Origin of the sequence: Congzhengia minquanensis (assembly GCF_014384785.1) — a bacterium.
Lineage (GTDB): Bacteria > Bacillota > Clostridia > UBA1381 > UBA9506 > Congzhengia > Congzhengia minquanensis.
In genome coordinates, this window is sequence record NZ_JACRSU010000005.1 from 105,372 (window position 1) to 131,259 (window position 25,888).

18 protein-coding genes are annotated in these 25,888 nt (G+C 46.5%); 7 read left to right on the plus strand and 11 right to left on the minus strand.

From position 1 onward, the window contains the following. Positions 1-35: 35 nt before the first annotated feature. The 3 genes from glgD (at position 36) to H8698_RS12060 (ending at position 5,095) form a co-directional block, all read left to right on the plus strand. Positions 36-1,148: a glucose-1-phosphate adenylyltransferase subunit GlgD gene (glgD, locus tag H8698_RS12050; RefSeq protein WP_249313731.1), complete on the plus strand. Its 1,113-nt coding sequence runs from the start codon at positions 36-38 to the stop codon at positions 1,146-1,148. 100 nt (positions 1,149-1,248) lie between these two features. Continuing rightward, entirely contained in the window at positions 1,249-2,670 is a 1,422-nt protein-coding gene (glgA, locus tag H8698_RS12055) for a glycogen synthase GlgA (protein ID WP_249313732.1), read from the plus strand. 16 nt (positions 2,671-2,686) lie between these two features. Then, positions 2,687-5,095 (plus strand): glycogen/starch/alpha-glucan phosphorylase, encoded by a 2,409-nt coding sequence (locus H8698_RS12060; RefSeq protein ID WP_249313733.1) that lies wholly within the window; start codon positions 2,687-2,689, stop codon positions 5,093-5,095. A gap of 6 nt (positions 5,096-5,101) precedes the next feature. On the opposite strand, the gene H8698_RS12065 is transcribed toward H8698_RS12060, so the two are convergent. Next, complete coding sequence (locus H8698_RS12065; protein ID WP_249313734.1) at positions 5,102-6,439, minus strand: MATE family efflux transporter; 1,338 nt, start codon at positions 6,437-6,439, stop codon at positions 5,102-5,104. Positions 6,440-6,698: 259 nt separating this feature from the next. On the opposite strand from H8698_RS12065, the gene H8698_RS12070 reads away from it, so the two are divergent. Then, the gene (locus H8698_RS12070) at positions 6,699-9,911 is read left to right on the plus strand and encodes a GDSL-type esterase/lipase family protein (RefSeq protein WP_249313735.1); all 3,213 of its coding nucleotides are present in this window, start codon (positions 6,699-6,701) and stop codon (positions 9,909-9,911) included. A 132-nt stretch (positions 9,912-10,043) separates the two neighbouring features. Then, complete coding sequence (locus tag H8698_RS12075; protein ID WP_249313736.1) at positions 10,044-11,081, plus strand: sialidase family protein; 1,038 nt, start codon at positions 10,044-10,046, stop codon at positions 11,079-11,081. 66 nt (positions 11,082-11,147) lie between these two features. Here the strand turns inward: H8698_RS12075 and H8698_RS12080 are convergent, their stop codons facing one another. From H8698_RS12080 to H8698_RS12125, 10 genes are all read right to left on the minus strand, one after another. Then, on the minus strand, positions 11,148-14,516 hold the full coding sequence (locus tag H8698_RS12080; protein ID WP_249313737.1) for a carbohydrate-binding protein: 3,369 nt from the start codon (positions 14,514-14,516) through the stop codon (positions 11,148-11,150). Between the two features lie 189 nt (positions 14,517-14,705). Then, positions 14,706-15,524, minus strand: coding sequence for an RnfABCDGE type electron transport complex subunit B (locus H8698_RS12085; protein ID WP_249313778.1), 819 nt, complete (start codon positions 15,522-15,524; stop codon positions 14,706-14,708). Positions 15,525-15,547: 23 nt separating this feature from the next. Next, entirely contained in the window at positions 15,548-16,132 is a 585-nt protein-coding gene (gene rsxA / locus H8698_RS12090; RefSeq protein WP_177679787.1) for an electron transport complex subunit RsxA, read from the minus strand. Next, positions 16,133-16,741, minus strand: coding sequence for an electron transport complex subunit RsxE (gene rsxE / locus H8698_RS12095; RefSeq protein WP_249313738.1), 609 nt, complete (start codon positions 16,739-16,741; stop codon positions 16,133-16,135). A 1-nt stretch (position 16,742) separates the two neighbouring features. Next, positions 16,743-17,318 carry an RnfABCDGE type electron transport complex subunit G gene (locus H8698_RS12100; RefSeq protein WP_249313739.1) on the minus strand — a complete coding sequence of 192 codons (576 nt, stop codon included), beginning with the start codon at positions 17,316-17,318 and terminating at the stop codon, positions 16,743-16,745. 3 nt (positions 17,319-17,321) lie between these two features. Further along, positions 17,322-18,296, minus strand: coding sequence for an RnfABCDGE type electron transport complex subunit D (locus H8698_RS12105; protein WP_177679784.1), 975 nt, complete (start codon positions 18,294-18,296; stop codon positions 17,322-17,324). After that, positions 18,283-19,635 carry an electron transport complex subunit RsxC gene (gene rsxC / locus H8698_RS12110; protein WP_249313740.1) on the minus strand — a complete coding sequence of 451 codons (1,353 nt, stop codon included), beginning with the start codon at positions 19,633-19,635 and terminating at the stop codon, positions 18,283-18,285. The genes H8698_RS12105 and rsxC overlap by 14 nt, the downstream gene beginning before the upstream one ends. Positions 19,636-19,825: 190 nt before the next feature. Then, positions 19,826-21,664, minus strand: coding sequence for a heavy metal translocating P-type ATPase (locus H8698_RS12115; RefSeq protein WP_249313741.1), 1,839 nt, complete (start codon positions 21,662-21,664; stop codon positions 19,826-19,828). Positions 21,665-21,687: 23 nt separating this feature from the next. After that, positions 21,688-21,909: a cation transporter gene (locus H8698_RS12120; protein WP_249313742.1), complete on the minus strand. Its 222-nt coding sequence runs from the start codon at positions 21,907-21,909 to the stop codon at positions 21,688-21,690. A 22-nt stretch (positions 21,910-21,931) separates the two neighbouring features. Then, complete coding sequence (locus H8698_RS12125; RefSeq protein ID WP_249313779.1) at positions 21,932-22,258, minus strand: ArsR/SmtB family transcription factor; 327 nt, start codon at positions 22,256-22,258, stop codon at positions 21,932-21,934. Positions 22,259-22,430: 172 nt separating this feature from the next. Here H8698_RS12125 and H8698_RS12130 point away from each other — a divergent pair, with 172 nt between their 5' ends. Both H8698_RS12130 and H8698_RS12135 read left to right on the plus strand, forming a co-directional pair. Beyond that, complete coding sequence (locus H8698_RS12130; RefSeq protein ID WP_249313743.1) at positions 22,431-24,107, plus strand: heparinase II/III family protein; 1,677 nt, start codon at positions 22,431-22,433, stop codon at positions 24,105-24,107. 233 nt (positions 24,108-24,340) lie between these two features. Continuing rightward, on the plus strand, positions 24,341-25,870 hold the full coding sequence (locus H8698_RS12135; protein WP_249313744.1) for an ATP-binding cassette domain-containing protein: 1,530 nt from the start codon (positions 24,341-24,343) through the stop codon (positions 25,868-25,870). Positions 25,871-25,888: the final 18 nt, after the last annotated feature.

A 25,888-nucleotide genomic window follows, 5' to 3' on the forward strand; every position in this document is an offset into this window, starting at 1 on the left:
CCGCAGAAAAGAAGCGGCGGAAACGGAGTTTTAGTATGAATGCATTTTGTATATTATTCACTGATACGTATGATAACAGCGACAGCAAAATTAATGAGCTGTCAAATGCAAGAACGCTTGCATCGATCCCGTTTGGCGGAAGATACCGTTTAATCGACTTTATGCTCTCGTCGTTGGTGGGCGCCCGGGTGGGAGATATCGGGATTATCACAAAAAGCAAGTACGGCTCCCTGATGGATCACGTAGGCTGGGGAAAAGACTGGGATTTGAACCGCAAAAACGGCGGGCTTAAAATCCTCACTCCCTTTGCAAACGACTCCATTCAATACAGCGACAACCAGTTTGATATTTTAAGAAGCGTCCACGGCTATATAGACAACATGCTGGAGGAATACTGCATCATTGCGGACTCTAACATGGTAATCAACTTAGATTTTAACAAGGTGTTTGAAGCCCATCAAAAAAACGGCGCGGATTTAACTGTGCTGTGCCAACAGGCTGTGCCGAAGTCCAATGACATGGAGCTGCGGTTAGAAGAAAGCGGAAAAATAAGCGACGTTTTGGTTCACACCGCCAGCGGTTCCAATGAAAAGACGGTTGCTTTAAATATATTTTTATTAAAAAAATCGCTCCTGCGGGAGTTGATCGACTGGGGCGTAACCTATGGCTGGAAAGCGTTTGGCAAAGATGTTATTACGAAAAAATTAAACGAGCTGAACATATTTGGCTATCAGCACACGGGCTACTGCAAATTGATTGACAGCTTAGAGGTATATCTGTCCTCTAATTTAGAAATGCTAAATAGTAGCATAAGACACGAAATTTTTAACAGCGACCAGCCGATTTTAACACGGATTAAAGATACAGTTCCCACAAAATACGGCGACAACGCCAATGTGAAAAACAGTTATATTGCCGACGGGTGCGTAATCGACGGCGAGGTGGAGAACAGCATTATTTTTAGAAACGTTCGGATTGAAAAGGGCGCGCGCATTCATAACTCCGTGGTCATGCAAAACACCATTGTTGAAGAAAATTCATCTCTAAACAGCGTTATATCGGATAAAAACGTGCGGATTACCGCCAACAAAACCTTGTCCGGCTGCGACACGCTGCCGGTGGTAATTCACAAAGGTAAAATTGTTTAATAAACCGCGTTATAAAAATGGTTCTTTGTTTGTTTTTCGAATTGACAGTAAATTGCAATTCACTTAAAATAAAAGTATTGAAATATTGGGAGTGATACCAATGAAAGTTTTGTTTGCAACATCAGAAGCTGCCCCGTTTATAAAAACAGGCGGATTGGGTGATGTGTGCGGCGCTCTTCCGAAAGCCCTGGCTGAGGAGGGCGTAGACGCCCGCGTAATTCTTCCTTTATACACCTGCATTGACCACACGTTAAAAACCCAAATGAAATTTTTGGGTAGCTTTGATGTGTCCATCAGCTGGAGAAAAACCTATTGCGGCGTCTTTACGGCAACCGTGGGAAAGGTTATATATTATTTTATTGACAACGAGCAATACTACAGCCGCCCCAACGTTTACGGCGAATATGACGACTCGGAACGGTTTGCCTTTTTCTCAAAAGCCGTTTTAGATATGCTGAACATGGTAGATTTTTTTCCGGACATCATTCATATAAACGACTGGCAAACTTCGCTTTTGCCTGTTTATTTAAACGCATTCTACCGCAGCGACAGCCGGTATGCATCCATTAAAACTGTACTTTCGATACATAATATCGAATTTCAGGGAAAATATAATCCAATTATATTGGGGAGCATATTTGGGCTGGACATAAATTACCGTTCTTTGCTTCTGTATGACGGCGACATAAATCTGCTAAAAGGCGGAATTGAAGCGGCTGACATGGTGACAACCGTCAGCAAGACCTACGCTGATGAAATTTTAAGCCCGGAATTTTCGTTTGGGCTTCACAATATTCTCCACCCAAGAAAATATAAGCTCCGGGGCGTGGTAAACGGAATTGACACCACGGTTTTTAATCCGGCCACCGACCCGCACATTGCAAGAAACTATACCTACGAAACCATCCGGTTTAAATCCTTTAACAAAAAGCAGCTGCAAAAGGAAATGGCCTTAGAACAGTCCAACGACATTCCCGTAATCGGCATGGTAACCCGGCTTGCATCGCAAAAGGGAATTGATTTGCTCTGCGAGGTAATGAACGAGCTTTCCGGCCTGCCCATGCAGCTCATTGCCCTGGGCACAGGCGAAAGCCACTATGAAAGCTTCTTCTATTCCTGGGAGCACTCCTGCCGGGATAAAGTCCGGGGTTACATCGGCTTTTCTGCCGAGATGGCACAAAAAATTTATGCCGGAGCAGATTTGTTTTTAATGCCGTCGAAAATGGAACCCTGCGGGCTTTCGCAGATGATTGCCATGCGCTATGGCACCATTCCGATTGTACACGCAACCGGCGGCCTGAAGGATACGGTGGAGGCGTTTAATCCGGTCACAAAAACGGGCAACGGCATTACATTTCAAAGCTATAACGCCTATGACATGTTAGACGCCGTAAAGCGCGCCATCGACCTGTTCCACAACAAACCCATGTGGCGCGCGCTCCGCAAAAACGCTATGAGCGGCGACTTTAGCTGGAAAAAACCGGCGCAAGAATATATTGAAATTTATCAACAACTTTTATAGAAAAGGAAAATAGCCTATGGAAAATCATGTATCGCAAAAGCTGAAAACAAGCATTGAAAAGATTATGGAAGTCAACTTTGGAAATAACATAAAAAATGGCAACAAACGCCAGGTTTATGAAGCGGTGCTTACGGCAACCAATGAGATTTTGGCGGAAAAACGGTATGAATACAGCAAAAAGGTAAAAGAGCAGGAAGCAAAACAGGTTTATTATATGTCGATGGAATTTTTGGTGGGCACGTCACTGAAAAATAACCTCTGGAACCTGGAGGCGGAAGACGACATCAAAGCGTTTCTGGCGGAATACGGCTTTGACATTGAGGAATTTTATGAGATGGAGCCGGACGCCGGGCTGGGAAACGGCGGCTTGGGAAGGCTGGCCTCCTGCTATATGGATTCTATGACCACGCTTTCCTACCCCATTACCGGTTTTTCCATCCGCTATGAATTCGGCATTTTTAAACAGGTGATTATTGACGGGTGGCAAAACGAGTTCCCCGACAGCTGGATTGACCAGGCGGGATATTGGCTGAACCCCAGAGCCGACGAGGAGATTGAAGTGCACTTTTTCGGCAACATTAAAGAGCACTGGACGGATAAGGGCTTAACCACCGAGCACACAGATTATGTCAGCGTAATGGCAAAGCCCTATGACCTGTTTATTTCCGGATACGACACGGAAGCCGTGAACACCTTGCGGCTTTGGAGCGCAAAAAGCACCAGCGGCTTTAACATGGACTTGTTTTCCAAGGGCGAATATGTAAAATCCACAGAAAACGAGGCGATTGCAAGCTCCATTTCGAAAGTGCTCTACCCCGCAGATGACAAAATAGAGGGTAAATCCCTGCGCTTAAAACAGCAATACTTTTTTGTCAGCGCGTCTTTGCAGCAAATTACGAAAGAACACTATAAAAAATACGGCACCTTTGAAAGCTTTCCCGATAAAGCGGTGATCCACATAAACGACACCCACCCGTCTTTGTGCGTGCCGGAGCTGATGCGCATTTTAATGGATGACTATGGCTATGTGTGGGACGCGGCATGGGACATTACGGCAAACAGCCTAGCCTACACCAACCACACCGTTATGAGCGAGGCGCTGGAAAAATGGCCCATAGACCTCGTTAAATCCCACCTGCCCCGCATTTATTCCATAATTGAAGAAATTAACCGCCGGTTCTGCCAGTTTATTTATACAAACCATCCGGAGCTCTCCGCGTCGATCGACAAAATGGCCATTATTTCAGAGGGAATGGTGAAAATGGCAAACCTGTGCATCGCAGGTTCTTACAGTGTAAACGGCGTTTCGAAACTGCATTCAGACATTTTAAAGACCGACACGTTTCACAATTTTAATATTGTCTATCCCGACAAGTTCACCAACGTTACAAACGGCATTACCCACAGGCGTTGGCTGTGCCAGGCAAACCCGCTCCTTTCCCAGCTATTAACTGAAAAAATCGGCGGCGGCTTTAAAAAGAGCCTGTCCGACATTGAAAAATTTAACGAATTTTATTATGACGAAGCGGTTCTTTCCCGCTTGCGGGAAATTAAAAAAGAAAACAAAAAGCGTTTGGCAGATTATATTGCCCAAAAAAATGGCATTGAGGTAAACTGCGACTCCATGTTCGATGTGCAGGTAAAGCGGCTGCATGAGTATAAACGCCAGCTTTTGAATGTGCTGCAAATCATCGACCTATACCGGAAAATCAAATTCCAGGGCTTTCGTCCCCTGCCCCAAACTTATATTTTCGCGGCAAAGGCCTCTGCCGGGTATTTTATGGCAAAGGAAATTATCCGCTTAATCTGCGCCGTGTCCGACATGGTTGAACGTGACCCGGACGTTCGGGACTTTTTGAAAGTGGTGTTCATTGCAGACTATAAGGTTTCGCTGGCCGAAATTATCATACCCGCGGCAGACATCAGCGAGCAGATTTCCCAGGCGGGCAAGGAGGCCTCGGGCACAGGAAATATGAAGCTGATGATTAACGGCGCAGTGACGCTGGGCACCATGGACGGCGCAAACGTTGAGATTTATGAGGCGGTAGGCCCGGAAAACATTTTTATTTTCGGACTTTCTACCCAGGAAGTAAACGATCTGTATCACAGGGGATACCGTCCGGAAGACTTCTATAACGCAAACCAGTCTATCCGGGACGTTTTAGAATTTATCAAATCCGGCGGAATTGGCGGCAAAAATTTTGACAGCCTGTATCACTATTTAATGTATTCCGACCCCTACATGAACCTGGCGGATTTTGCGTCCTACTGCGACGCTCACAGGCGTGTGGAGGAAGCCTACCGGGACGAGGCGCGCTTTACGCAAATGTCTCTAAAAAACATTGCAAATGCAGGCATTTTTGCGTCAGACCGCAGTGTGACAGACTATGCAAACCATATTTGGCACGTTAAACCGGTGCAATAATCAATTTTAAACCCTACGGCGGAGCAGCTTGCTCCGCCTTTTTTTGTTAAAATACCAGGCAAATCCAATGACGCTTACCATCAGTTCCGTTGCGGGAAAGGCGCACCACACGCCGTCTATGCCAAAAGCCGCCGATAATAAAAACGCCATAGGCAGAATAATGACAAACCCGCGCAAAAGAGAAATTACGTGGGCCGGCCGCGGAACTTCGGTTGAGGTGAAGTAGACAGACAGAATAATATTAACCCCGGCAAACAGGCACCCGGTAAAATAAAGCTTTAATCCCCGCACCGCAATGGCCTGCAGAAGCGCGTTGTGTCCGCTGTTAAAAATCTTTGCAATTTGTTCTGCGCCAAAAAACACACCGGCATAAACAACGGCTGAAACCGCTGCCGCAGCGATCAATGCATAGCGCAAAACTACATGCACGCCGGCGCGGTCGCCCACACCGTGACAATTCGCTAAAATGGGCTGAACACCCTGGGCAATTCCTGTGTATATTGCGATTACCACTAAGGACAGATTCGCAACAACGCCATATGCCGCGATGCCGATATTGCCCTGAAGCTTTAAAATAATGATGTTAAAAACAATGATGACAATTCCCGAAGAAACCTCTGTAACAAGAGACGGCAGGCCGCTTGACAAAATGCCTGAGGCCAGCGCGCATGTGCTGCTTAACCTGCTTTTTATAAAATGAAACCGGTTTTGTTTCCGAATGAAAAAGGGCGACAAAATCATTAGGCTCACAACCGGGGCAAGACCCGTTGCCAGCACCGCGCCAAAAATTCCCATGTTAAGCGGAAAAATAAAAACATAGTCTAACACAATGTTCGATAAGCTTCCGCCGAGCATGGCCGCCATTGCAAGATGCGGCGCACCGTCGTTCCTTACAAAACACAAAAGCAAGTTGTTCAGCATAAACATTGGGGCAAACAGCAAAATAACCTGCAAATAGGTCTTGGTCATATGAAAAACCGCATCGTCTGCGCCTAAAAAACGGGCGGCCGCTCCTGAAAAGAAAATTCCCAGCAAAACGAAAAAAATTGACAAAGCCGCCGTTAACTTTGCGGCCGCTGTAAACGTTTCGTCTGCCAAATCCCGAATTTCCTTTCCATTCAAAATTGCATATTTGGTGCCGCCGCCAATGCCAAGCATTAATCCGCTGCCGTGAATAAAGCTGTAAACCGGAATGGCAAGGTTTAACGCGGCCAGCCCGTTTGCACCCAATCCCTTTGAAATGAAAAAGGTGTCGGCCAAAATGTAGCAGGACAGGCCTAACATTCCAAGCACATTGAAAGATGCATACTGAAAAAATTGAAAAAAATATGTTTTGTTATTCATAAAAAACCTCCTGACAAAAAAATAAACGCCTTTGCCTCCATTCCTTCTGTGGCCTAACGGAATGGGCAAGACGTTACCCGGCGGTAAATATTTTATTGACTCTATTGTACCATGTTTTTTTTCAGCTGTCAATATAAACAAAATATTACTAATAAATTTATGCATATTAGCCAAACCGCTCAAAATACTACAAATAAATCTATGCAATTATTTTAAATTGTGCTATAATAAAAATACAAAAATTAAGGAGGAGAGAGATTTGAAAACCACAAAAAGACTGCTGACAACACTTTTATCGGTGTTTGTAATCATCACAAGCTGTTCTGCAATGATTTCCTTTGCAGAGGGCGAAACAACCGAAACCCTTATTTCAAAAACCTTTCTACGGGTTGACCTCACGGCAGGAAATCAAACGCTTGAAGCCGAAACGCCAAAAACACTGTCGTTTACCGTGCCGGAAAGCGGCAGCTATGCCATATTTTTAAACCGGGGCGATGCAAATCCAAATGCGTTTTCTGCCATCTTTACCCAAAGCGGCACACTTACCGGCCAAGAGGCGGATTATTCCGTTTCAGTCGGCGCAACAGACGAGAATGCCGCAAGCTATACATATAACTATATTCGCGTTGGGGCATCGGCGAAAAAAAGATCCTCCAGCGTGTATCTTTACAAAGGCCTCTGCACGGTTTCGTTAACGGCGGCAAGCGCCACAACCGTTACGTTTTTTGATTTGCGGGGCACCGACATTGAAATTGACGGCACAAAACAGGGAATAAACCCCGTCGACTATAATGACTACGCTTCTGTCACAGCATCAAACCATGTAAATGGCGAACTGAAAGGCGGAAAACCGCTGTCGGAGGGATATGCATATTACAACAGCTATCCCGATGCGGTAAACACCCGTCAGATCCATGTGGACAGCGGACAAACTGTGACCTATAAATTCAATGTAACGAAAGCGCAAAACTATAAGCTGCAGGCGCGGGCAACAGCCTTTGTTTGGTCAGGTTCTGATGCAGGACAAAAAAATGTATATTTTAAAACGAATCTTGACGGGAACATGCTTTACACTTCCCCTACAGAAACGTTAACAATTATAAAGGGAAGCAATTCCGGTGAAGAAAAATGGAACGATTTGGGCGTAGTCCATCTCACAGAAGGAGAACACACTCTAAACTTCACTCCCACAGGCGGCCTGTATATTCATGACATTCTTATTGAAGGCACGGATGAACCCATCATTGTGAATGCGGAAACACTTCCAAAATCAATACAATACAGTGACTTTTCTACACAAACAGCCACAGTCGAAAACGGAATCGTTTCCATAGACAGCGGCGAGTCGGTAACTGCATCCTTTAAAGTGACGGGGGCAGAGGCAATTGACCTTTATATGTCCCATTTGAATGTGTCCGCCCCGGCAGATTTGTCTTATCAGATAGACGAAAATGCACCGCAGGACGTAACGCTTACCGGCCCGGGCAAACTGTTTACAAACGAAACGCTGTCTGCCGGCGTGCACACCTTAACCATAACTTCGAAAACAGACGGCTTTCAGTTTAAGGCGATGGAGCTCATCTCCCATTCCGATACTGTTCTGGGGGAAAACACGGGAGAAACCATTCAAATCCAGGCAGGCGCTATTGTAACACCGGTTCCCTTAAAATGCGGAAAATTCGAGGGGTGGTCTGCCATTGAGCCGAAGACCGGCAATTACGCGCTTTCCGGCGGGGGAAGCTTTCGTCTGACATTCCAAATTGCAGACGAGGGCTATTACACCCTTTACACAAACGCCACCATGCCGCAAACTTCATTTACAGTTTATGCAGACGGCGAAGACGTAACCAACGTAATGTATCAGGATACGACGGTTGCGCACAACGTCCAGACAGCACAGAACCAGATGAACAAAAAGCTGACCCAGGGACTTGTTCACTTTGCGCCGGGCGAACACACGTTCCAAATTACTGCGAACAGCTATGTGTCCTTCGCCTCCTTTGAACTGCGGCGGGCTGATGCAGTTCTGAAAAATGATATTGCATATGAAACCGTGATTCCCGCATGGGATTTTCAGTCTTACACAAACGTAGGTGCCGCGTGGTTCTTCCCCACACAGTATTGGCAGAGCAACTCGGAGAAAATTCAGTCCTATGCCAGGGGAATATACAAAGACCTAAGAAACGTAATTGCTCATGACAACGGCACGTACACCTACCTTGTCAACGCGGAGGAATCCGGATATTACGACTTTGCGGCATATTTTACGAACAGCAACAACACCGCTGAAATTGAGTTTACGGTGGATGACGTATATCCTTTCTACGCAGTCGGCACGCCGGAAAATTCCGTGGCAGAGGCTAAAAGCACAGAACCCATGTTCTTAACAGAAGGGCTGCATACCATTAAAATTTACCGCAACAAGAGAACGTATAAAGACGGCACCGTGCGGCTGTATGCTATTTCCTTCACCAAAAGCAGTCAAGAAAATATGATCATTGATGCCCAATCAACAATCGTCAATGCAAGCTTTGACGAAGCGGTTTCAGGAACGGCCATTGCCGCAATTTATAAGGACGGAAAGCTCACAGGCCTTGCTGAAAAAGCGATTTTAAATGCAAATAATGTTTCAATTGAAATTAAATCTGCCCAGGCGCCGGACAGCGCCAAGGTCTTTGTGTGGGACTCCATTGCGTCAATGAAGCCAGTGATTTCTGCAAAGGAAATTACCACGGTAAAATATAAAAAAATCAACGTTTTTCTCATGGGTGACTCCGTTTGTGTGGGATACGGCGCCGACAGCTTCCCGCAGCAGGGCTGGGGCTATTATTTCGGCGAGGAATTTAACGAAAATATAAATGTGATTAACAAGGCCGTTGGCGGCACCAGCTCAAAAACCTTTAAAACCAACGGTTTCTGGACTCCTATAGAAAACGCGCTGAACAAGGGTGATTTTGTGTTCATCAACTTCGGCTTAAACGATTTTTACAACATTTCTGAAACCGGAAAAGGCACTACCATTGAGCAGTATAAGGCAAACCTGACAGAATATTGCGAAGCAGTTAAGGCGAAAGGCGCAACGCCGATTTTAGTCTCCACCATTCCTGAATGCAAAGAATGGTCTGCGGCGGCGCTGATAGAACGGTCTGCAGCAATGCGCGAAACTGCGGCGGCCTGCGGCGTTACGTTCCTTGATTTAAACACCTATTTAACCAACCTCTGGATTTATGAAGACGGTAAATATTCCGAAACGAAAACCACACAAACCTTTGACTATTATTACCTCTCTGAAACAGCATTTCACCGGATTGAAGAGGAAACCGGCAAAACAATTCCCCAGGGTAAATGGGACTATATTGAAAACACACCTGACCGTACCCATGTGAATATCGACGGTGCAAAATTCGTGTCGGAGGCCGTTGCAATGCTGCTTTCTGAAACAAACGTACCTTTAAAATCCTATTTAAAATAAGATTGAAACAAGAAGCCGCGCTAAATAATTTAGTGCGGCTTCTTTCGCAATTTGAACAAAATAATTGGCAATCTAAGCAAAGTTTTTTGTTTTTATTTTGGTATAATGAAGGGCAAAAAGGAGGTTTTGTTGATGCCGATACAAAAATTTACGGTAAGCCGGGATGATTCTGTCTACGAGGCATGGCCGGATGTGATTTTAACCAACGGAGGCAAGCTAATTTGTGTGTTTACGGAATGTACGCACCACGGCGACCGGGAAAACTCCCGTTTGGTGTTAACCGAAAGCTGTGACCGGGGAAGAACCTGGTCTGCCAAAAAACCACTGACTGCATTTACACCAAAAGACCACTTCTTTAATTGTGCGCGGATTTCAAAACTCAACGACGGCAGTCTGGCCATTGTCTGCGACCGGATTTTGCAGGAAGAAAACCGGGCTTCAGAAATTTATATCTGGCGCAGCGACACAGAGGGCACCGATTGGGGCGAGCCTGAGATTATTCCCTTTTGCGCAATTGTGCCGGACAGACTTCTTCAATTGAAGTCGGGCCGGTTAATCTTAGGGGGTCAGTTTAAAAGCAGAAAAACAGAAAAGCTGGAACAGTTTTTAATTTATAGCGACGACGACGGAAAAACATGGTCGAAGCCTGTTACGGTCGCGTCCGACCCCAGATACCACTTGTGCGAGGTGTCTATTATTGAGTGTCACGACGGAACGCTGGTGGCCTTTATGCGTGAAAATTCCTTTCTTGGCTACGACTGCATGAAATCTATTTCCCACGACAGCGGTGAAACCTGGGAAGGCGTGTTTAACGTGCCCATTCCCGGCTGCCACCGCCCAACCGCCGGGTTCTTAAAGAGCGGCAATATCATGATCACCCATCGGTTTTTGCAGGGAGGAAAGGGTTGGCTGGGCGCCTGGACACAAAACGTATTTGCCGCCTTTTTGGATGAAGAAAGCGCTAAGAACACGGAACGCAGCCAGCAGTCTGTTCGAATTATGCCGTTAGATTATGACAGAAGCAGTGTTTCCGACTTGGGGTACACAGGCTGGGTGCAGTTTGACGACGGCGAAGTTTATGTTGTCAACTACATTGTGGACGACGCGCCAAAAGCACAAATTCGCGGATATAGCTTTTATGAAAGTGACGTGGTCATTGAAACGCATTAATATTTTATTCACACACAAAAAAAGGGGCGGCATGTTGCCGCCCCTTTTTTATAAAACGTAAGTTTTTTATTGAATAATATCTTCTCCGGAAGCTTCAAGTGCCGCTAAAAGCGGTTTTAAGTTTGCATCAAATGCAAAAACCTTAACCTTATTCGGCGCTGATTTCACCATTGCAGAAAGCTTAATTGCCTTTGTTCCGGCTTTTACATCAACCATGTTGATGCCAACCAGTTGGCTTCCGTTATACGCCGCAATGTAAAGAGTTGCGTCTGCCGTTAAGTCCAGCTGCGACGATGCAAAGGAAACGATTCTGTTATCCCTGTCGTACCGCACTTCGGAAATATCCGATACCCATGTAATTTTTGTCATATTCATGCGGACTGCTTGAGCAGAAGGAGCAGATGCATAGATTGTTAACGTGTGCATTCCCTCTGTTAAAAATGCGTAGTCAAGATATATGTTTTCTACAATTTTGTCTCCGCCTTCTCCAATGTATGCAAATTCTGTTTCGCTGGTTTTAATGCCTCCGTCAATGGAATAGCTGCTCATCTGGGTTGCCCCGTCTGGGCCGCATCCAAAATTGGAAATTTTATAAAATCCGCTTTCTGCAACATTAAACTCATAAGTTACTGCAACCTCACCCATAAACACAATGTTATTATACAATTCGTCTCCCTTATAGGTAGAACCCTGACCCACCTGTGCAGGCAGGCTCCAGTAAGGCGGAATGTTAATTGTTTTATAATCCCATGTGCCAAGCTGAATCGGTGCCGTGCTGCTGACCGTTTTGTCCAAGCGTCTTAAATAAATTTCATCTACCTTATGCGTAACGGCTTCGCTGTCTACATCATGGAAAACAATTTTAATCTTATGCATCCCTTTTGTCAGACTGATATTGGTTGCAGCATTCTTTAACATCACGTTATTTTTTGAATTGTTTACACACGATTTATCTTCCGTGTTTAAATATTGGCTATCTGTGTAGTCGACGTCGTCAACATAAACCGTGAATCCCGTCTGGGGAGATTTTGCTTTCATGCGGACCATATAAGTTCCGTCTGCCACAACGTTTACGTCAAATTCCACAAACTGTTCTGCTGTAAAAGATGCGCTGCCTGCCGCATCGGGCGTTACGCCCTCGGAAATGGTCGACGCACGAAGGAATGAAAGCATGGTATTTCCATTTTCGTTTGACGTGATAACCGTTTCAACCACACTAAACGATTTAAATTTTATTCCTTCTGATTTCGAGGTAATTACAATTTCACTTTCACCTTCAGGCAAAACAATAGTTCCACCGCTTACCTCTCCATTTTTTCCGCCTATTAAAATGTTTTCGTAAAGTGTTTCACCAATTTTAATGTCTAAAGCCGCGTCAGATACAGCTGAAGTGTCTACGGCCAGCTTTAATTCATATTCATTTTTGCCTTGGGGGTCTGTATAGGAATTGTTCAGTTTAAAGGACACGGTGTCGCCTGCGTTTAAAACGCGGAATTCCCCCTCCATGCTCGCTTCTGAGTTCATGCCCGACTGCATCACTGTTGCCGAGCCGCCGGAAAATTCATATACCGGGTCGCCCTCCAATTTTTCGGTCGTAAAGCGATAGAGGTAAATTCCTCCCACTGTGCCGGCAAGCTTAATTGTGTGCCTTCCTTCCGTGAGGTAAACCGCATTGTATGTGTATGCCAAGTTCGGCTGGGGATCGATAGTGTATGCGTAGGTAACCGAATCAACCAAGTTATCGTCAGCATAAAGCGCCAGCATACCGTTAGATTTATAGGTGTTAATTAAAACGCCGAATTGATACCAGCCGGTCTGTGCAACGTCAACTGTGTAGCCTACGGTTGCCCCCTGAGATAAGTGAATCGGAAAATATTTCTGTGCAGGTGTAATTTTACTTGAGAAATAGTCGCCGATTACCGGATAGTCCAATAAAACATGCTCGGGTTTGCCTGTACCGAACTGCTGTGAGCAGTGGGCATCTGTCAGCGCGTTTACATATGAAAAGTCTGCAACAGCAATTGCCTGCTTGCCTCCGGTAAGAGGCAAATCCAAACGGCGGATATCGATGTATTCCACATCACAGTCCTTTGAAACTGCCAGCGTGAACTCTACGCTGCCGTCCGGAACGGCAAAGATAGTGCCTTTGGCATCGCCAACCCTCTCATAAGAAAAACCCTTATTTTTGCTGTCGGTGTTGGTTGCCGCCGCAACACTGACATGAGATGCTTCTACACTGCTCTGGCTGAACGTTACATCATAAACACATTCCGAGCCATAAAATTCAACCGGTTTTTTTACAAATACTGCATAGGTGCCGCCAATTAAGTCCAAAGTCTTGGTTACAGAAAGGCCGTCGGTGCTGTTTAGCGTTGCACCGTTGTCATTTTTAGCAAATTCAATTCTGGTGAGGTTATCGTCGACCTTAACCACCTTATTAGGGTCAACCTGCTCCGCCGTTATGTAATAAACATATGCGCCGCAGCTGGAATTGTTTGCAAGCTGCAGGGTATGACTGCCTTCCGAGAGATAAATGGTTCTTGACGGAATGAGCTTATCCGGCGTTTCGTTGGATTCTTTGATGTAAGAAAGGTCGGAAACCGTTTTCCCGTCTACATTAACCGTTAGCGTTGTGGTTGTAGGATATGTTTTAGTCCATAAATTTAGAAAAGCAGAAATCTGATAATATCCTGCTGTTTTCACATCCAGCTCATACTGCGCGTCGCAGCCGTTTTTGATATGAATGAACCTGTATTTTCTATAACTGTCCGTTGTGGACTGGTCGAATATGCTGTCGTCTAAATAATTTCCCACCAGCGTATATTCTTCCGGCGGCGGTGTTTGTTTATAACCGAACGCAACCTGCTCGTTTACATGCATAGGGTCTAAGTTCCCGCCGTTAAAATCGAACGGAGAAATTACATTCTTTTCCTCTGCGATTTGAAGGCGCGTATCGCGCAGCTCAATATAATAAAAGTTTGTTTCTGTTTCAGCTGTTAAATCTAATTTCCAAATTCCTTCTGTTAAAGCAACGCTCATAGCAATGTTGTTGCCAACACGTTCTACCGGACAGTTAACATGCTCTTCAACGCCGTCGCTCAGCGTGTAATCAAGTACCTGCCCGTCTGGCTCTGCATCCTGATAAAATTTAAGGGACAAAGGAATTCCCTTGTCATATTTGCCTTCTGCGTCTGCTTTCAGCGCCTTGCCCAAAATAACATAATACTCGCCGTCTGCCGGCACATTGAATTCATAGGTGCGGGCAACACCGGCTGCAGCCTCAAGGTGTTCCGCGGCATTCTCAATCCGAATCATGTTGTTTGTGCCTGTTTTAACCGTATATTCGCCTTCGGCAAAAACTGTCAGCATGCCACAAACCGATAGCACCATTGCAAGGCTTAACAGCAATGCAATGACTTTTAATGTTCTCTTCATTTTTTACTCTCCCCTTTATTTTATAATTTGATATTCCCTCATCGTTATTATATCACTTAGGGAATTTTTGTCAAGTGTTCACATGAAATGATTTTATTTTTTGTTAGTTTTTCACAATATTATGATAATTTTCCCGTCAATTAGACAAATAAAAAAGCGGCGTGAAAACGTTCGTTTTCACGCCGCAGATTAAGCTTCTTCCTTTACATAGGGCTTTACACCGTCCGGCCTGGTAAAATCAATAATTTTTCTAGGACATTTGCTTGCGCAAATTCCGCAGTTCACGCAAAGGTCATAATCAATGCGGGCCACGTTATCCGTAACCTTAATTGCGTTCTTCGGGCAGCTCTTTTCACAAATGCGGCAGCCCAAACAGCCTGCCGAGCAGATGTTTTTCAGGCTCGCTCCCTTGTCGTGCGACTTACATTTTACAAACGTCCGCTGTTTTAACTCCACAAGCTCAATCACGTGCTGGGGACAGATGTCCACACACATGCCGCAGGCCGTGCATTTCGCCCTGTCTACCACCGCAACATTGTCCACCACATGAATGGCGTCGAACTGACACACATCTGCACAGCTGCCGTAGCCAATGCAGCCAAAGCTGCAGGCCTTGTCTCCCCCGCCGTAGCGGGATGCGGCAATGCAGTCTGTTATACCTTCATATTCGCAGTGCAAAACCGCGCTGTTGCAGTTTCCGCTGCACATAACCATGGCCACTTTCGGGTCCTCCGCCCCAGTGGAAACGCCTAAAATGGCGGCAATGCGGTCTTTGCTCTCTGCCTTCGTGCTGGGGCAGTCGCTTAAATTTGCTCTGCCTGCGCACAGCGCCTCGGCAAAGGCCCCGCAGCCGGCATAGCCGCAGCCGCCGCAGTTTGCGCCGGCCAAAAGGTCAGACACCTTTTCCACTCGTTCGTCTTTTTCCACTTTAAAGGCTTTTGCGGCCACACCCAGCAAAATGCCGAACGCCGCGCCCATAATGCCAAGTATTAAAATCGGTTGAATCATTGCTCCCAATATTAACCCCTCCCTTAAAAGCTCATGCCAGAAAATCCTAAAAATGCCATTGCAATCAGGCCTGCTGTGACAAGCGCAATGGGAAATCCTTGCAGAGGCTTTGGAATATCTGCCGTTTCTAACCGTTCGCGCACGCCTGCAAACAACACAATTGCAAGCATGAACGAAAGTCCCGCTGAAAAGCTGTAAACTAAGGTGTACACAAAGTCGTAGCCCTCCTGCACGTTTAAGAGCGCAACGCCCAAAACTGCGCAGTTGGTGGTGATTAAGGGAAGATAGATTCCCAATGCGCTGTAAAGCGCCGGTGAAAACCGCTGGATTGCCATTTCAACCACCTGCACCAGCACGGCGATTACTAAAATAAACGCCACGGTCTGCATATACTCAATTTGAAAATGCACCAACAACTTTTGAATGAAATAGGTTGCGGCAGAGGCCACTGTCATAACAAAGGTTACGGCAACACTCATGCCCACAGCGGTTCCAACCTTTTTTGAAACACCCAGAAACGGGCAAATGCCTAAAAACTTTACCAAAACATAGTTGTTTGCCAAAATTGTTGTAAGGGAAAGGAGCACCAGCTTTGTTAACAGTTCCATTTATTTGCCGCCCCCTTCTTTATTCTTGTTTGAAATGAGATGAATCACCGCTAAAATCACACCCAGCATAAGAAACGCCCCCGGCGGCAAAATCATAATGGTTGCCGGCTGAAATCCCTCGCCGAACAGATGGATTCCAAAAAATGTGCCGTTGCCCAAAATTTCGCGGAAGGAGCTTAAAATGACCAGCGCCAGCGTAAAGCCTAAGCCCATTCCAATTCCGTCCAAAGCGGATTTACCCACGCTGTTTTTCGAGGCAAATGCTTCGGCCCGGCCCAAAATGATGCAGTTTACCACAATGAGTGGAATGAAAATGCCCAATGATTTTGAAATTGCCGGTGCAAACGCATTCAGCGCCATTTCCACCGCCGTTACGCAGCCGGCAATGACGATAATGTATGCCGCAATGCGGACTTTGTTGGGAATGAAGTTTCGCAGCAAAGATATGATGATGTTAGATGCAACCAAAACCACCGTGGTGGAAAGGCCCATGCCAATGCCGTTGATTACGCTGGTGGTAACGGCCAGGGTGGCGCACATTCCTAAAAACTGGACAAAAATTGGGTTTTCTTTTAAAAGCCCTTTGGTCAGCTCTTTTATGTTGCCCATGTCACACACCCCCGTTCAATTTTCTCACAGCATCAACCGCCGCGTTCACACCGTTTTTCACCGCGTTGCTGGTAATGGTTGCGCCGGAAATCGCCACAATTTCGTTATTCTTTGGCGTACCGTTTTTAATAACAGACAGCGGTTCGTCGGTTTTTTTACCTGTAAACTGAGAAGAAAATCCGCTTTCCGCCGCTTTTGCGCCCAGGCCTGCCGTTTCAGAATGGGAGACCACTTTCATGCCGGAAACGGTGCCATCGTTTAAAATGCCCACCATAATGTCCAGCTCGCCGCCGTATCCGGAAGGGGTGACGTTTACGCACCAGCCAACCGGGCTGCCGCCGGAATCTTTTCCCGCGAAAACAGCTTTTACCAGCCCTGTGTCATCTGTGAATTCCGTTTCGTTAAATTCCGCGGCTGCGGGCAATACCTCCTGCTTTGCCGCGTTTTGTTCTTTTATGGTGTTTTCTTTTATTTTGTCCTTTGTAACTGAATTTGTAAATGCCAGCAGCAGTGCCACCACTAAGGAGATAACCAAAAGCACCGCCGAAAGGACAACGGGATTTTCGTTTTTCTGCATGCCTCACCGTCTCCTTTCCGTTCGTGCGCCGTATGTTTTTGGCTGCGTCCACCTGTCAATCAGCGGGGTTGCCACGTTCATTAAAAGAATTGAATAACTCACACCCTCGGGATAGCCGCCGAACCGCCGGATTACAAAGGTCAAAATTCCACAGCCCAGCCCCATAATGAGCTGCCCGTTTTTTGTTATCGGGGAGGTTACATAGTCTGTCGCCATGAAAATTGCGCCCAGCATTAAACCGCCGCCCAAAATGTTGTATAGCATGCTGTTGATATTAGATAGGCCCTGGCTGGGGAACACAAAGGTTAAAACCGCCACGGTTAAAATATATGTAACAGGAATTCTAAGACTGATAACATTCCGAAACACCAGATATGCCCCGCCCAAAAGCAGTGCAATGGCTGAGGTTTCGCCGATACAGCCGCCGATATTTCCGATAAACAAATCGGAAACCGGGGGCAGCGTGCCTGCCGCCGGGCTTTTTAAAATTGCCAGCGGGGTTGCCGAACTCACCACGTCGGCAACATTGAACCCTGTGGAAAACGGCGCGGCCCATTTTGTCATCAGCACCGGCCAGGAGGCCAAAAGAAACGCACGTCCTGCTAAGGCAGGGTTAATAAAGTTGTTGCCCACGCCGCCAAAAAACTGTTTTGCAATGATAATTGCCACAAATGCGCCAATGAGCGGAATCCACCAGGGAACAGCAACCGGCAGGTTAAACGCCAAAAGCATTCCCGTTACCACCGCAGTTCCGTCAGAAATGGTAACTTCCTTTTTTGTAATTTTCTGCCACAAAAACTCAAAGCCCACGCAGAAAATGACTGACAGCGCCGTTATAAAAGCAGCACGGACGCCGAAGTAAATGACAGAACAGACCAGCGCAGGAAGGAGCGCAATGCAAACATCACGCATGATGGAGGCCGTTGTTACGTTGGAACGGATATGCGGCGACGATGACACCGTTTTAAAGTGATCCATTTTTTTCTGCCTCCTTTGCCTTTTCTTTTGCCCTGCGGGCGGTTATTCTCTGCTTTCCCATTCGGATCGACTGTACCAGATACCGTTTTGACGGACAGACATAGGTGCAGCTTCCGCATTCCATGCAGTTCATAATATTATATTGAATTAAAGCATCTAAATCGTTTTTCCGGCTGTATAAGTCCAGCGTGGTGGGCATGAGCCGCATAGGACAGGCCGCAACGCACCTACCGCAGCGAATGCACGCGCTCTCCTTGTCTATGTGTGCCTGGCGCTCTGAGAACACCAACAGGCCGGAGGTACCTTTCACCACAGGAACGTCCAGCGATGCGCTGGCAATGCCCATCATGGGGCCGCCCATAATAATTTTGTGCGGGTCTTTTATAAATCCGCCTGCCGCGTCTGTCAGCCTGCGGAACGGTGTTCCGATTCTTGCATAAATGTTAGACGGGGTTTTCACCGCATCTCCCGCCACCGTAACAATCCGCCTGTGCAGGGCAATCCCCTGGCTTAACGCGCGGTAGATTTCCGCCACCGTTCCGATGTTGATGACAATACAGCCCACATCCATAGGCAGAGCGCCCATGGGAACTTCTTTTCCGGTGACGGCGTTGATAATTTGCTTTTCTGAGCCCTGGGGATATTTTTGTTTCAGCTCTAACACGTTTACACCAGGCGTTGCGCCTGCCTTTTCGCGCATCTTTGCAATGGCGTCTTTTGCATTGTCCTCAATTCCGATAAAACACTCGTTTAAATCAAGCAGGCGCATAAGGTATTTTAAACCGCCCATTACGTCGTCCGGCATTTCCAGCATAACACGCCTGTCCGACGTTAAATAGGGTTCGCACTCCGCCCCGTTTACAATGAGATGTGTAATTTTTTTATCCGGCGGAGGGGATAGCTTCACATGGGTGGGAAATCCTGCGCCGCCCATGCCCACAATGCCCGCCTCGCGAATTATGCGCCGCATTTCTTCCGGCGACATATTGTCGGGGTTTTTGTTCGTTAACGGCTCCGCCGGGGTATCCTGCCCGTCGTTTTCAATCACAATTGTGGGCACCTTGGTGTTGGTGTGGTTTAAGTAAAGGCCAATGTCCTTCACGCGGCCGGAAACCGACGCGTGGAGCGGCGCAGACATGTAGCTTTTCGTGTCTGCTATCTTCTGCATTCTCAAAACCGTGTCCCCCACCTTAACGGTTGGCGTCAGGGGCGCGCCAATGTGCTGCCCCAGCGGGAAATATAAAAGTTCGGGCGGCTTAAGCTCCATCAGCGGCATTCTTTCTGTTCCAGACTTGTTGCCAGCCGGATGGATTCCGCCCGAAAAGGTTAATTGCTTCATTCCGTTACTTCCTTTCCGCAGCTTTCATGTATCATTGCTAAATTCCTTTTTCATCATACCATAATCCTATGCAAAAATCAAATAAAAAAGCCAAACTTTTTCACTTTTTCTGTTTCTTTATTTTGAAACAAAAATTGTTAAAAATTCGACAAGTTATAAAAAAAGCGGGGATTCTGCTCCCCGCTTTTCCTTAAAGCTTTGTAAGCCGTTTATTCATAATCCGCATGGCGTTTAAAATGGCGATTACCGCCACGCCCACATCTGCAAATACCGCTGCCCACATGTTGGCAAATCCAAAAGCGCTTAAAATTAATACCGCAAATTTTACGCCGATTGCCAGTACCACATTTTGTTTTACAATTGCCACCGTTTTGCCCGCAAGCTTTATGGCGGCGGGAATTTTCATTAAATTATCGTCGGTTAAAACAATGTCTGAGGCTTCTATGGCGGCGTCTGACCCCAGTGCCCCCATGGAGATGGCAACATCTGCCATGGCCAGCACCGGCGCGTCGTTAATGCCGTCGCCTACAAAAATCACCTTGCCGTTTGTTTCCGATATTATTTTGCTCATCAAGGCAACTTTATCCTGGGGTAATAGCTCAGCATGATATTCTGAAATGCCAATTTCTTCTGCTGCGGCTTTTGCGGCGTTTTCCCGGTCGCCGGTAAGCATTACCGTTTTGTGAATTCCTAAGTCGTTTAACCGCTGAATCAGTTCTTTTGCGTTGTCCTTCACTTTGTCTGCAACCGCAATGCTGCCTAAGAACTGCCCGTCTTGAGCAACGTAAATTACCGTTCCCACAGCGCTGCTTTCTTTATATTCAATTTTATATTCTTCCATTAACTTTTTGTTTCCGGCTAAAACCTGTTTGCCGTTGATTTTAGCCGAAACGCCCCTGCCCGCCAGTTCTGCCACGTCCTCTGCCTGCAAAAGTTCACCTGCATAGGCCTCTTTCACAGCGGCAGACACCGGGTGGTTTGAAAAGCTTTCGGCAGATGCCGCAATTTTTAACAACGCCTCCTTTTGGGTGACCTCAGGGTTCACTTCGGTGACAAAAAAACCGCCGGACGTAAGGGTACCGGTTTTGTCAAACACAATGGCACGGCATTTTTTTAATGCTTCCAGATAGTTTGAGCCCTTAATTAATATCCCCATGGAGGATGCACGGCCCAGTCCGCCGAAAAAGGACAGCGGCACAGAGATAACCAGTGCGCAGGGACAAGATACCACCAAAAAGGTGAGCGCGCGCGCAAGCCACATGGTGAAGCCGCCGCCAAGTACCGGCGGCACAATTGCTAAAAGCACGGCGCAGGCCACAACCACAGGGGTATAGATAACTGCAAACCGGTGAATGAAGCTTTCATATTGGCTCTTCCGTTCACTGGTTGCTTCCACCAGCTCTAAAATCTTGGAAACCGCCGAGTTTTGAAACTCACACAGGGCGCGGGCCTTTAAAACGCCGTTTAAGTTTACACTGCCGCTGATGAGTTTGTCGCCCTCCCCAGCCGGGGCCAGGGCCGTTTCGCCTGTAATGGCCCTGGTGTCGATGTCAGATTGGCCCTCAATCACACAGCAATCCACAGGGATTTTTTCGCCCGGCTTTATTAAAATCATATCTCCGACCAAAACCTCCGACGGGTCAACACTGACAAATTCGCCCTCCCGCAGCACATTTGCATGCTCAGGGCAAATGTCCATTAAATCGGAAATAGACTTGCGGCTTTTGGAAACTGCAAGGCTTTGAAAAAGCTCTCCCACCTGGTAGAACATGATAACCGCGGCGCCCTCAGAAAATTCGCCGATGCAGAACGCGCCAATGGTTGCAATGGACATTAAAAAGTTTTCGTCAAGCATATTGCCGCGGGCAATGTTCTTTGCCGCCCGCAGCACAACCTCGCCGCCGCAAACGAAAAAGGCCAGCGCAGTGAGCGCAAATTTAACCGGTACGTTTTGAACGAACAGCGAGGGAATGAACAGTGCTAATGCTATAATTATTTTGCCCAATAGACGTTTTTGTTTTTTCGTCATGCGCTGCAACCTCTCCTTTCCATTTAAACGCCCTTGATGGTGCAGTCGGGCTCAATTTTAGAAACCGCTTTCGCCGCTTTTTTCATAATGACAGAAAACGCTTCCTCGGGCGCCTCCACCGTTATGTTAGACTTTAAAAAATTGACTGTGGCTTTTTCCACCCCGTCAATTTTAGACACAGCGTCTTCAATTTTTGCCGCGCAGTGCGCGCAGTCTAAATCCTCTAAAAGAAATGTTTTTTTCACAATTACCACCCTTTCACTTTTTTTATTCTTCAATATGCTCCATACCCATTCCAATAATGGTTCTCACGTGGTCGTCGGCCAGGGAATAAAACACCGTTTTGCCGTCCCGCCGATATTTCACCAGGCTGGAGGTTTTCAGCACCCGAAGCTGGTGCGAAATGGCCGACATGCTCATGTTTAAAAGCTGTGCTATGTCGAACACGCACATTTCCGACTCGAACAGCACATATAATATTTTAATTCTGGTGGTGTCGCCAAAAACCTTGTAAAGCTCCGCCAAATCGTAGAGCAGCTCCTCCTCCGGCATGTTGTTTTTCACCTTTTCCACCGTGTCGTTGTGCGCGTGCATAAAGTCTTGATTTTCCAGTTCCTTTTCATTTTCCATTTTTATCACCTCAACACTTGCTCATTTGTTCAATTGTTATTATATATGATATTCTATGATTTGTCAAGTATTTTATTTACTTTTTTTAGAATTTGTGATATATTTTTTTTAAATTATTCAAGAGGAGCGGTGAGAAATGGAATTTTCAAACTTAAATAACAACGAATTTTGGAAAAAGGTGCGGGAGTGTGACGACTATCAGTTTTTGCGGGAGGAACTGACTGCGTTATATAAAAAAAACTGCACCGGCGAGCTTTCGCTTTTAACCTATTCAGACTACTGCATTTTTTTTGAAACGGGCAGCAGAAAAGAGTATGAAGAAGGGTATTTCCTGCGCCGCAGACGGCTGGACATTTTGGCGGTGCTGTGCAAAATCTATCCTGACAATGAACCATATTTTAAACAGTTAGAAAACACCATTTGGGCGGTTTTGGACGAATATTCCTGGGCACTGCCTGCCCACGTTCCAGACAGAAACAGCTATGTGCCGGAGTTTATTGACCTGTTCGCAGCGGAAACGGGTTATTGCCTAAGTGAAATGAAATCCATGTTCTCCGGCCGGCTTTCTCCGCTAATGGTTAGCCGCATTACCTTTGAGCTTGACCGGCGGATTATAAAGTCCTTTTATGCCGGCCGGTATTGGTGGGAGTCGTTTCCAAACAACTGGGCGGCGGTGTGCGCCGGCAGCGTAGGCATTACGTTCCTGTATGAGCGGCCGGAGCTTTTTTACGCGGTTAAGCCGCGGATTGACGGGGCCATGAAGACGTTTCTTTCCAGCTACAAGTCCGACGGGGTGTGCCGCGAAGGGCTTGGTTACTGGAACTATGGGTTTGGATATTTCTGCTACTATGCCGCCCACCTGCGGACATTTTCTGACGGAACAGATAATTTGCTTGCGCTTCCGCAGGTAAAAACCATTGCAAAATTTCAGCAACAGATGTTTTTAAAGGGCAGCGTGACGGTAAGCTTTGCAGACGGCTCGGATAACAGCAGCTATATTCTGGGGCTGACACACTTTTTAAAAGCGGAATTCGGCGACGATTTTATCATTCCGAAAAAAGTAAATCACAGCATTTTAGACACCTGCGGCAGATGGGGAGCGTTTTCTTTTTCGTTCCTGTTTTACAACAAAAAATTGATTTCAGGCGAAAGCGCAGGGTCGTGTTTATTTGCCGACTCTGCCTGGTTCACAATGCGAAACAAAACTTATGCCTTTGCCGCAAAAGGCGGCACCAACGACGAGCCCCACAACCACAACGACCTGGGCAGCTTTATTCTTGCAGACGAAAGCGGCCAGCTTGTTTGCGACTTGGGCTGCGGGGAATATACCCGGCAATATTTTGAGCCCGATACCCGGTATTCCATTTTGTGCAACTCTTCACTGGGTCACGGCGTTCCCATTATAGGCGGCGAAGCCCAGCGGGAAGGCGCAGAATTTTTCGCCGCGCTTTGCAAAACGGAAAATGGAATTTGCATTGATTTGACACACGCCTATCAAACAGACGCAATCAAACACATAAAACGACGCTTTGGTTTTTCAGAAAACGCGGTTACGCTGAACGACGAATTTTCGTTTTACCGCCCTGTTCCCGTTACGGAACGGTTTGTTTCGAGGATCAAGCCGGAAATAACGGAAAACACGGTTCAAATCGGGAATTTGCGAATCACTGCTGAAACCGGCACGCCAACAGTTACAACACAGCGGCATCTTGAGCACGGAGGCGGCGGCAGTGCTACGGTTTATCTCATCGACTTCGTACTTCCTCCGCAAACCGGCTTTATGTTTCAGGCAGAATTTGCGTTTTCATATTGACAACCAAAGGGTTATCTTGTATAATGAAACTATCAAAAACAGAAATGGGTGAAACAATGCAGAACTAATCTAATTTTTCTATGTGACAAGGGCTTTGCAAAAGGGCAAAGCTTATGTTTGTTGCCGAAAGATTGGATTATGCCTGCGCCTTGCCCAAAAGGGGCTTTTTATCTGTGCATTTATCTGCTTTCGGCAATGCCGAAAGCAGATTTTTTGTTAAAGGAGGATTGACAATGCTGCAGATAAAAAATCTTACCATTACCCATAAAAAAGACCTGCGGGAGATCGTAAACGGATTTGCGTTTACCTTAAACCAGGGGGATAAAGCTGTAATTATCGGTGAGGAGGGAAACGGGAAATCAACGCTGTTAAAGCTGATTTACGACGAACGTCTGGTATCCGATTATGCAGAATTTTCGGGAGAAATTATCAAAAATAATCTGGTGCTGGGCTATCTGGCCCAGGAACTGGAGACAGAGGAAAGCAGGAAAACGGTGTATGAATATCTGTGCTCCCTGCCGGCGTTTTTTGACCAAACGCCTAAGGAATTAGCAGACATCGCCTTTTTGCTGGGCTTAAAGCCTGCGTTCTTCTATTCAGACCAGAAAATTAACACCCTTTCCGGCGGTGAAACGGTAAAGCTTCAGCTGGCGAAAATTCTTATTTTAAAGCCGGACGTTTTACTGCTGGACGAACCCTCCAACGACATTGACATGGATACGCTGGCATGGCTGGAGCAGTTCATTTTAGAAAGCAAAATCCCGGTTCTGTTTGTGTCGCACGACGAAACGCTCATTGAGAGGACGGCAAACGCAGTCATTCATATTGAGCAAATCCGGAGGAAAACCGTGTCTCGCTGGACTGTTGCAAAAACGTCCTACGCACAGTATATTGAGGAGCGAACGGCAAAGTTTTCTCATCAGGAGCAGGTGGCAAAAAAAGAACAAAGCGACTATGAAAAACAGCAGGAGCGGTTTTTAAAAATCCAGTCTAAGGTGGAGCATCAGCAAAACGCAATATCCCGCGGCGACCCCCACGGCGGCAGGCTTTTAAAAAAGAAAATGAAAGCGGTAAAATCGTTGGAACACCGCTTTTCAAAGGAGTATGAAAACAGAACAAAGCTTCCTGAGTCGGAGGAGGCAATTATGGCAAGCTTCAGCGAGCAGGCCTTTGTGCCGGGCGGAAAAACCGTTTTAGATTTTTCGTTAAACGAGCTGACGGCGGAAAAAGCAGTGCTTGCAAAAAATATTCGTCTGTTTGTTTCAGGAAACGAAAAGATTTGTATTACCGGAAAAAACGGCGCGGGAAAAACTACGCTGCTGAAAATAATAGCAGGTGAGCTTTTAGAACGCACCGACATTCAGGCCGCCTATATGCCCCAAAACTATGACGAGTTGCTTTGCGGCTCCCTCACTCCCGTTGCATTTTTGTGCAAAACCGGGGACAAAAACGAAATCACAAAGGTGCGGACGTTTCTTGGCAGTGTGAAGTTCACGGCAGACGAAATGAGCCACGCCACATCTGAGCTTTCCGGCGGGCAAAAGGCAAAGCTTTATTTTCTGAAAATGATTTTAGACGAAAATAACGTTTTAATTTTAGACGAGCCCACACGAAACTTTTCTCCCCTGTCAAACCCCGTCATTCGGGATATTTTAAAAGCCTTCCGCGGGGCAATTATCAGCGTCTCCCACGACAGAAAGTTTATCCGCGAGGTTTGCACCTCGGTATATGAACTGACGAAAGATGGGTTGGTAAAAAAATAAAAAAAGTCCCGCGCCAAT

Coding starts and splice junctions, on each gene's coding strand:
- H8698_RS12125 (WP_249313779.1), bottom strand. CDS start 22,258: ATGCACGCGCACAACGACACGGTGGAAAAGGTGAAAAACAACATGCCG.
- H8698_RS12130 (WP_249313743.1), top strand. CDS start 22,431: ATGGAATTTTCAAACTTAAATAACAACGAATTTTGGAAAAAGGTGCGG.
- rsxC (WP_249313740.1), bottom strand. CDS start 19,635: ATGAAGCAATTAACCTTTTCGGGCGGAATCCATCCGGCTGGCAACAAG.
- H8698_RS12060 (WP_249313733.1), top strand. CDS start 2,687: ATGGAAAATCATGTATCGCAAAAGCTGAAAACAAGCATTGAAAAGATT.
- H8698_RS12085 (WP_249313778.1), bottom strand. CDS start 15,524: ATGATTCAACCGATTTTAATACTTGGCATTATGGGCGCGGCGTTCGGC.
- H8698_RS12075 (WP_249313736.1), top strand. CDS start 10,044: ATGCCGATACAAAAATTTACGGTAAGCCGGGATGATTCTGTCTACGAG.
- H8698_RS12135 (WP_249313744.1), top strand. CDS start 24,341: ATGCTGCAGATAAAAAATCTTACCATTACCCATAAAAAAGACCTGCGG.
- H8698_RS12065 (WP_249313734.1), bottom strand. CDS start 6,439: ATGAATAACAAAACATATTTTTTTCAATTTTTTCAGTATGCATCTTTC.
- H8698_RS12080 (WP_249313737.1), bottom strand. CDS start 14,516: ATGAAGAGAACATTAAAAGTCATTGCATTGCTGTTAAGCCTTGCAATG.
- rsxE (WP_249313738.1), bottom strand. CDS start 16,741: ATGGGCAACATAAAAGAGCTGACCAAAGGGCTTTTAAAAGAAAACCCA.
- H8698_RS12105 (WP_177679784.1), bottom strand. CDS start 18,296: ATGGATCACTTTAAAACGGTGTCATCGTCGCCGCATATCCGTTCCAAC.
- H8698_RS12115 (WP_249313741.1), bottom strand. CDS start 21,664: ATGACGAAAAAACAAAAACGTCTATTGGGCAAAATAATTATAGCATTA.
- glgA (WP_249313732.1), top strand. CDS start 1,249: ATGAAAGTTTTGTTTGCAACATCAGAAGCTGCCCCGTTTATAAAAACA.
- H8698_RS12100 (WP_249313739.1), bottom strand. CDS start 17,318: ATGCAGAAAAACGAAAATCCCGTTGTCCTTTCGGCGGTGCTTTTGGTT.
- glgD (WP_249313731.1), top strand. CDS start 36: ATGAATGCATTTTGTATATTATTCACTGATACGTATGATAACAGCGAC.
- rsxA (WP_177679787.1), bottom strand. CDS start 16,132: ATGGAACTGTTAACAAAGCTGGTGCTCCTTTCCCTTACAACAATTTTG.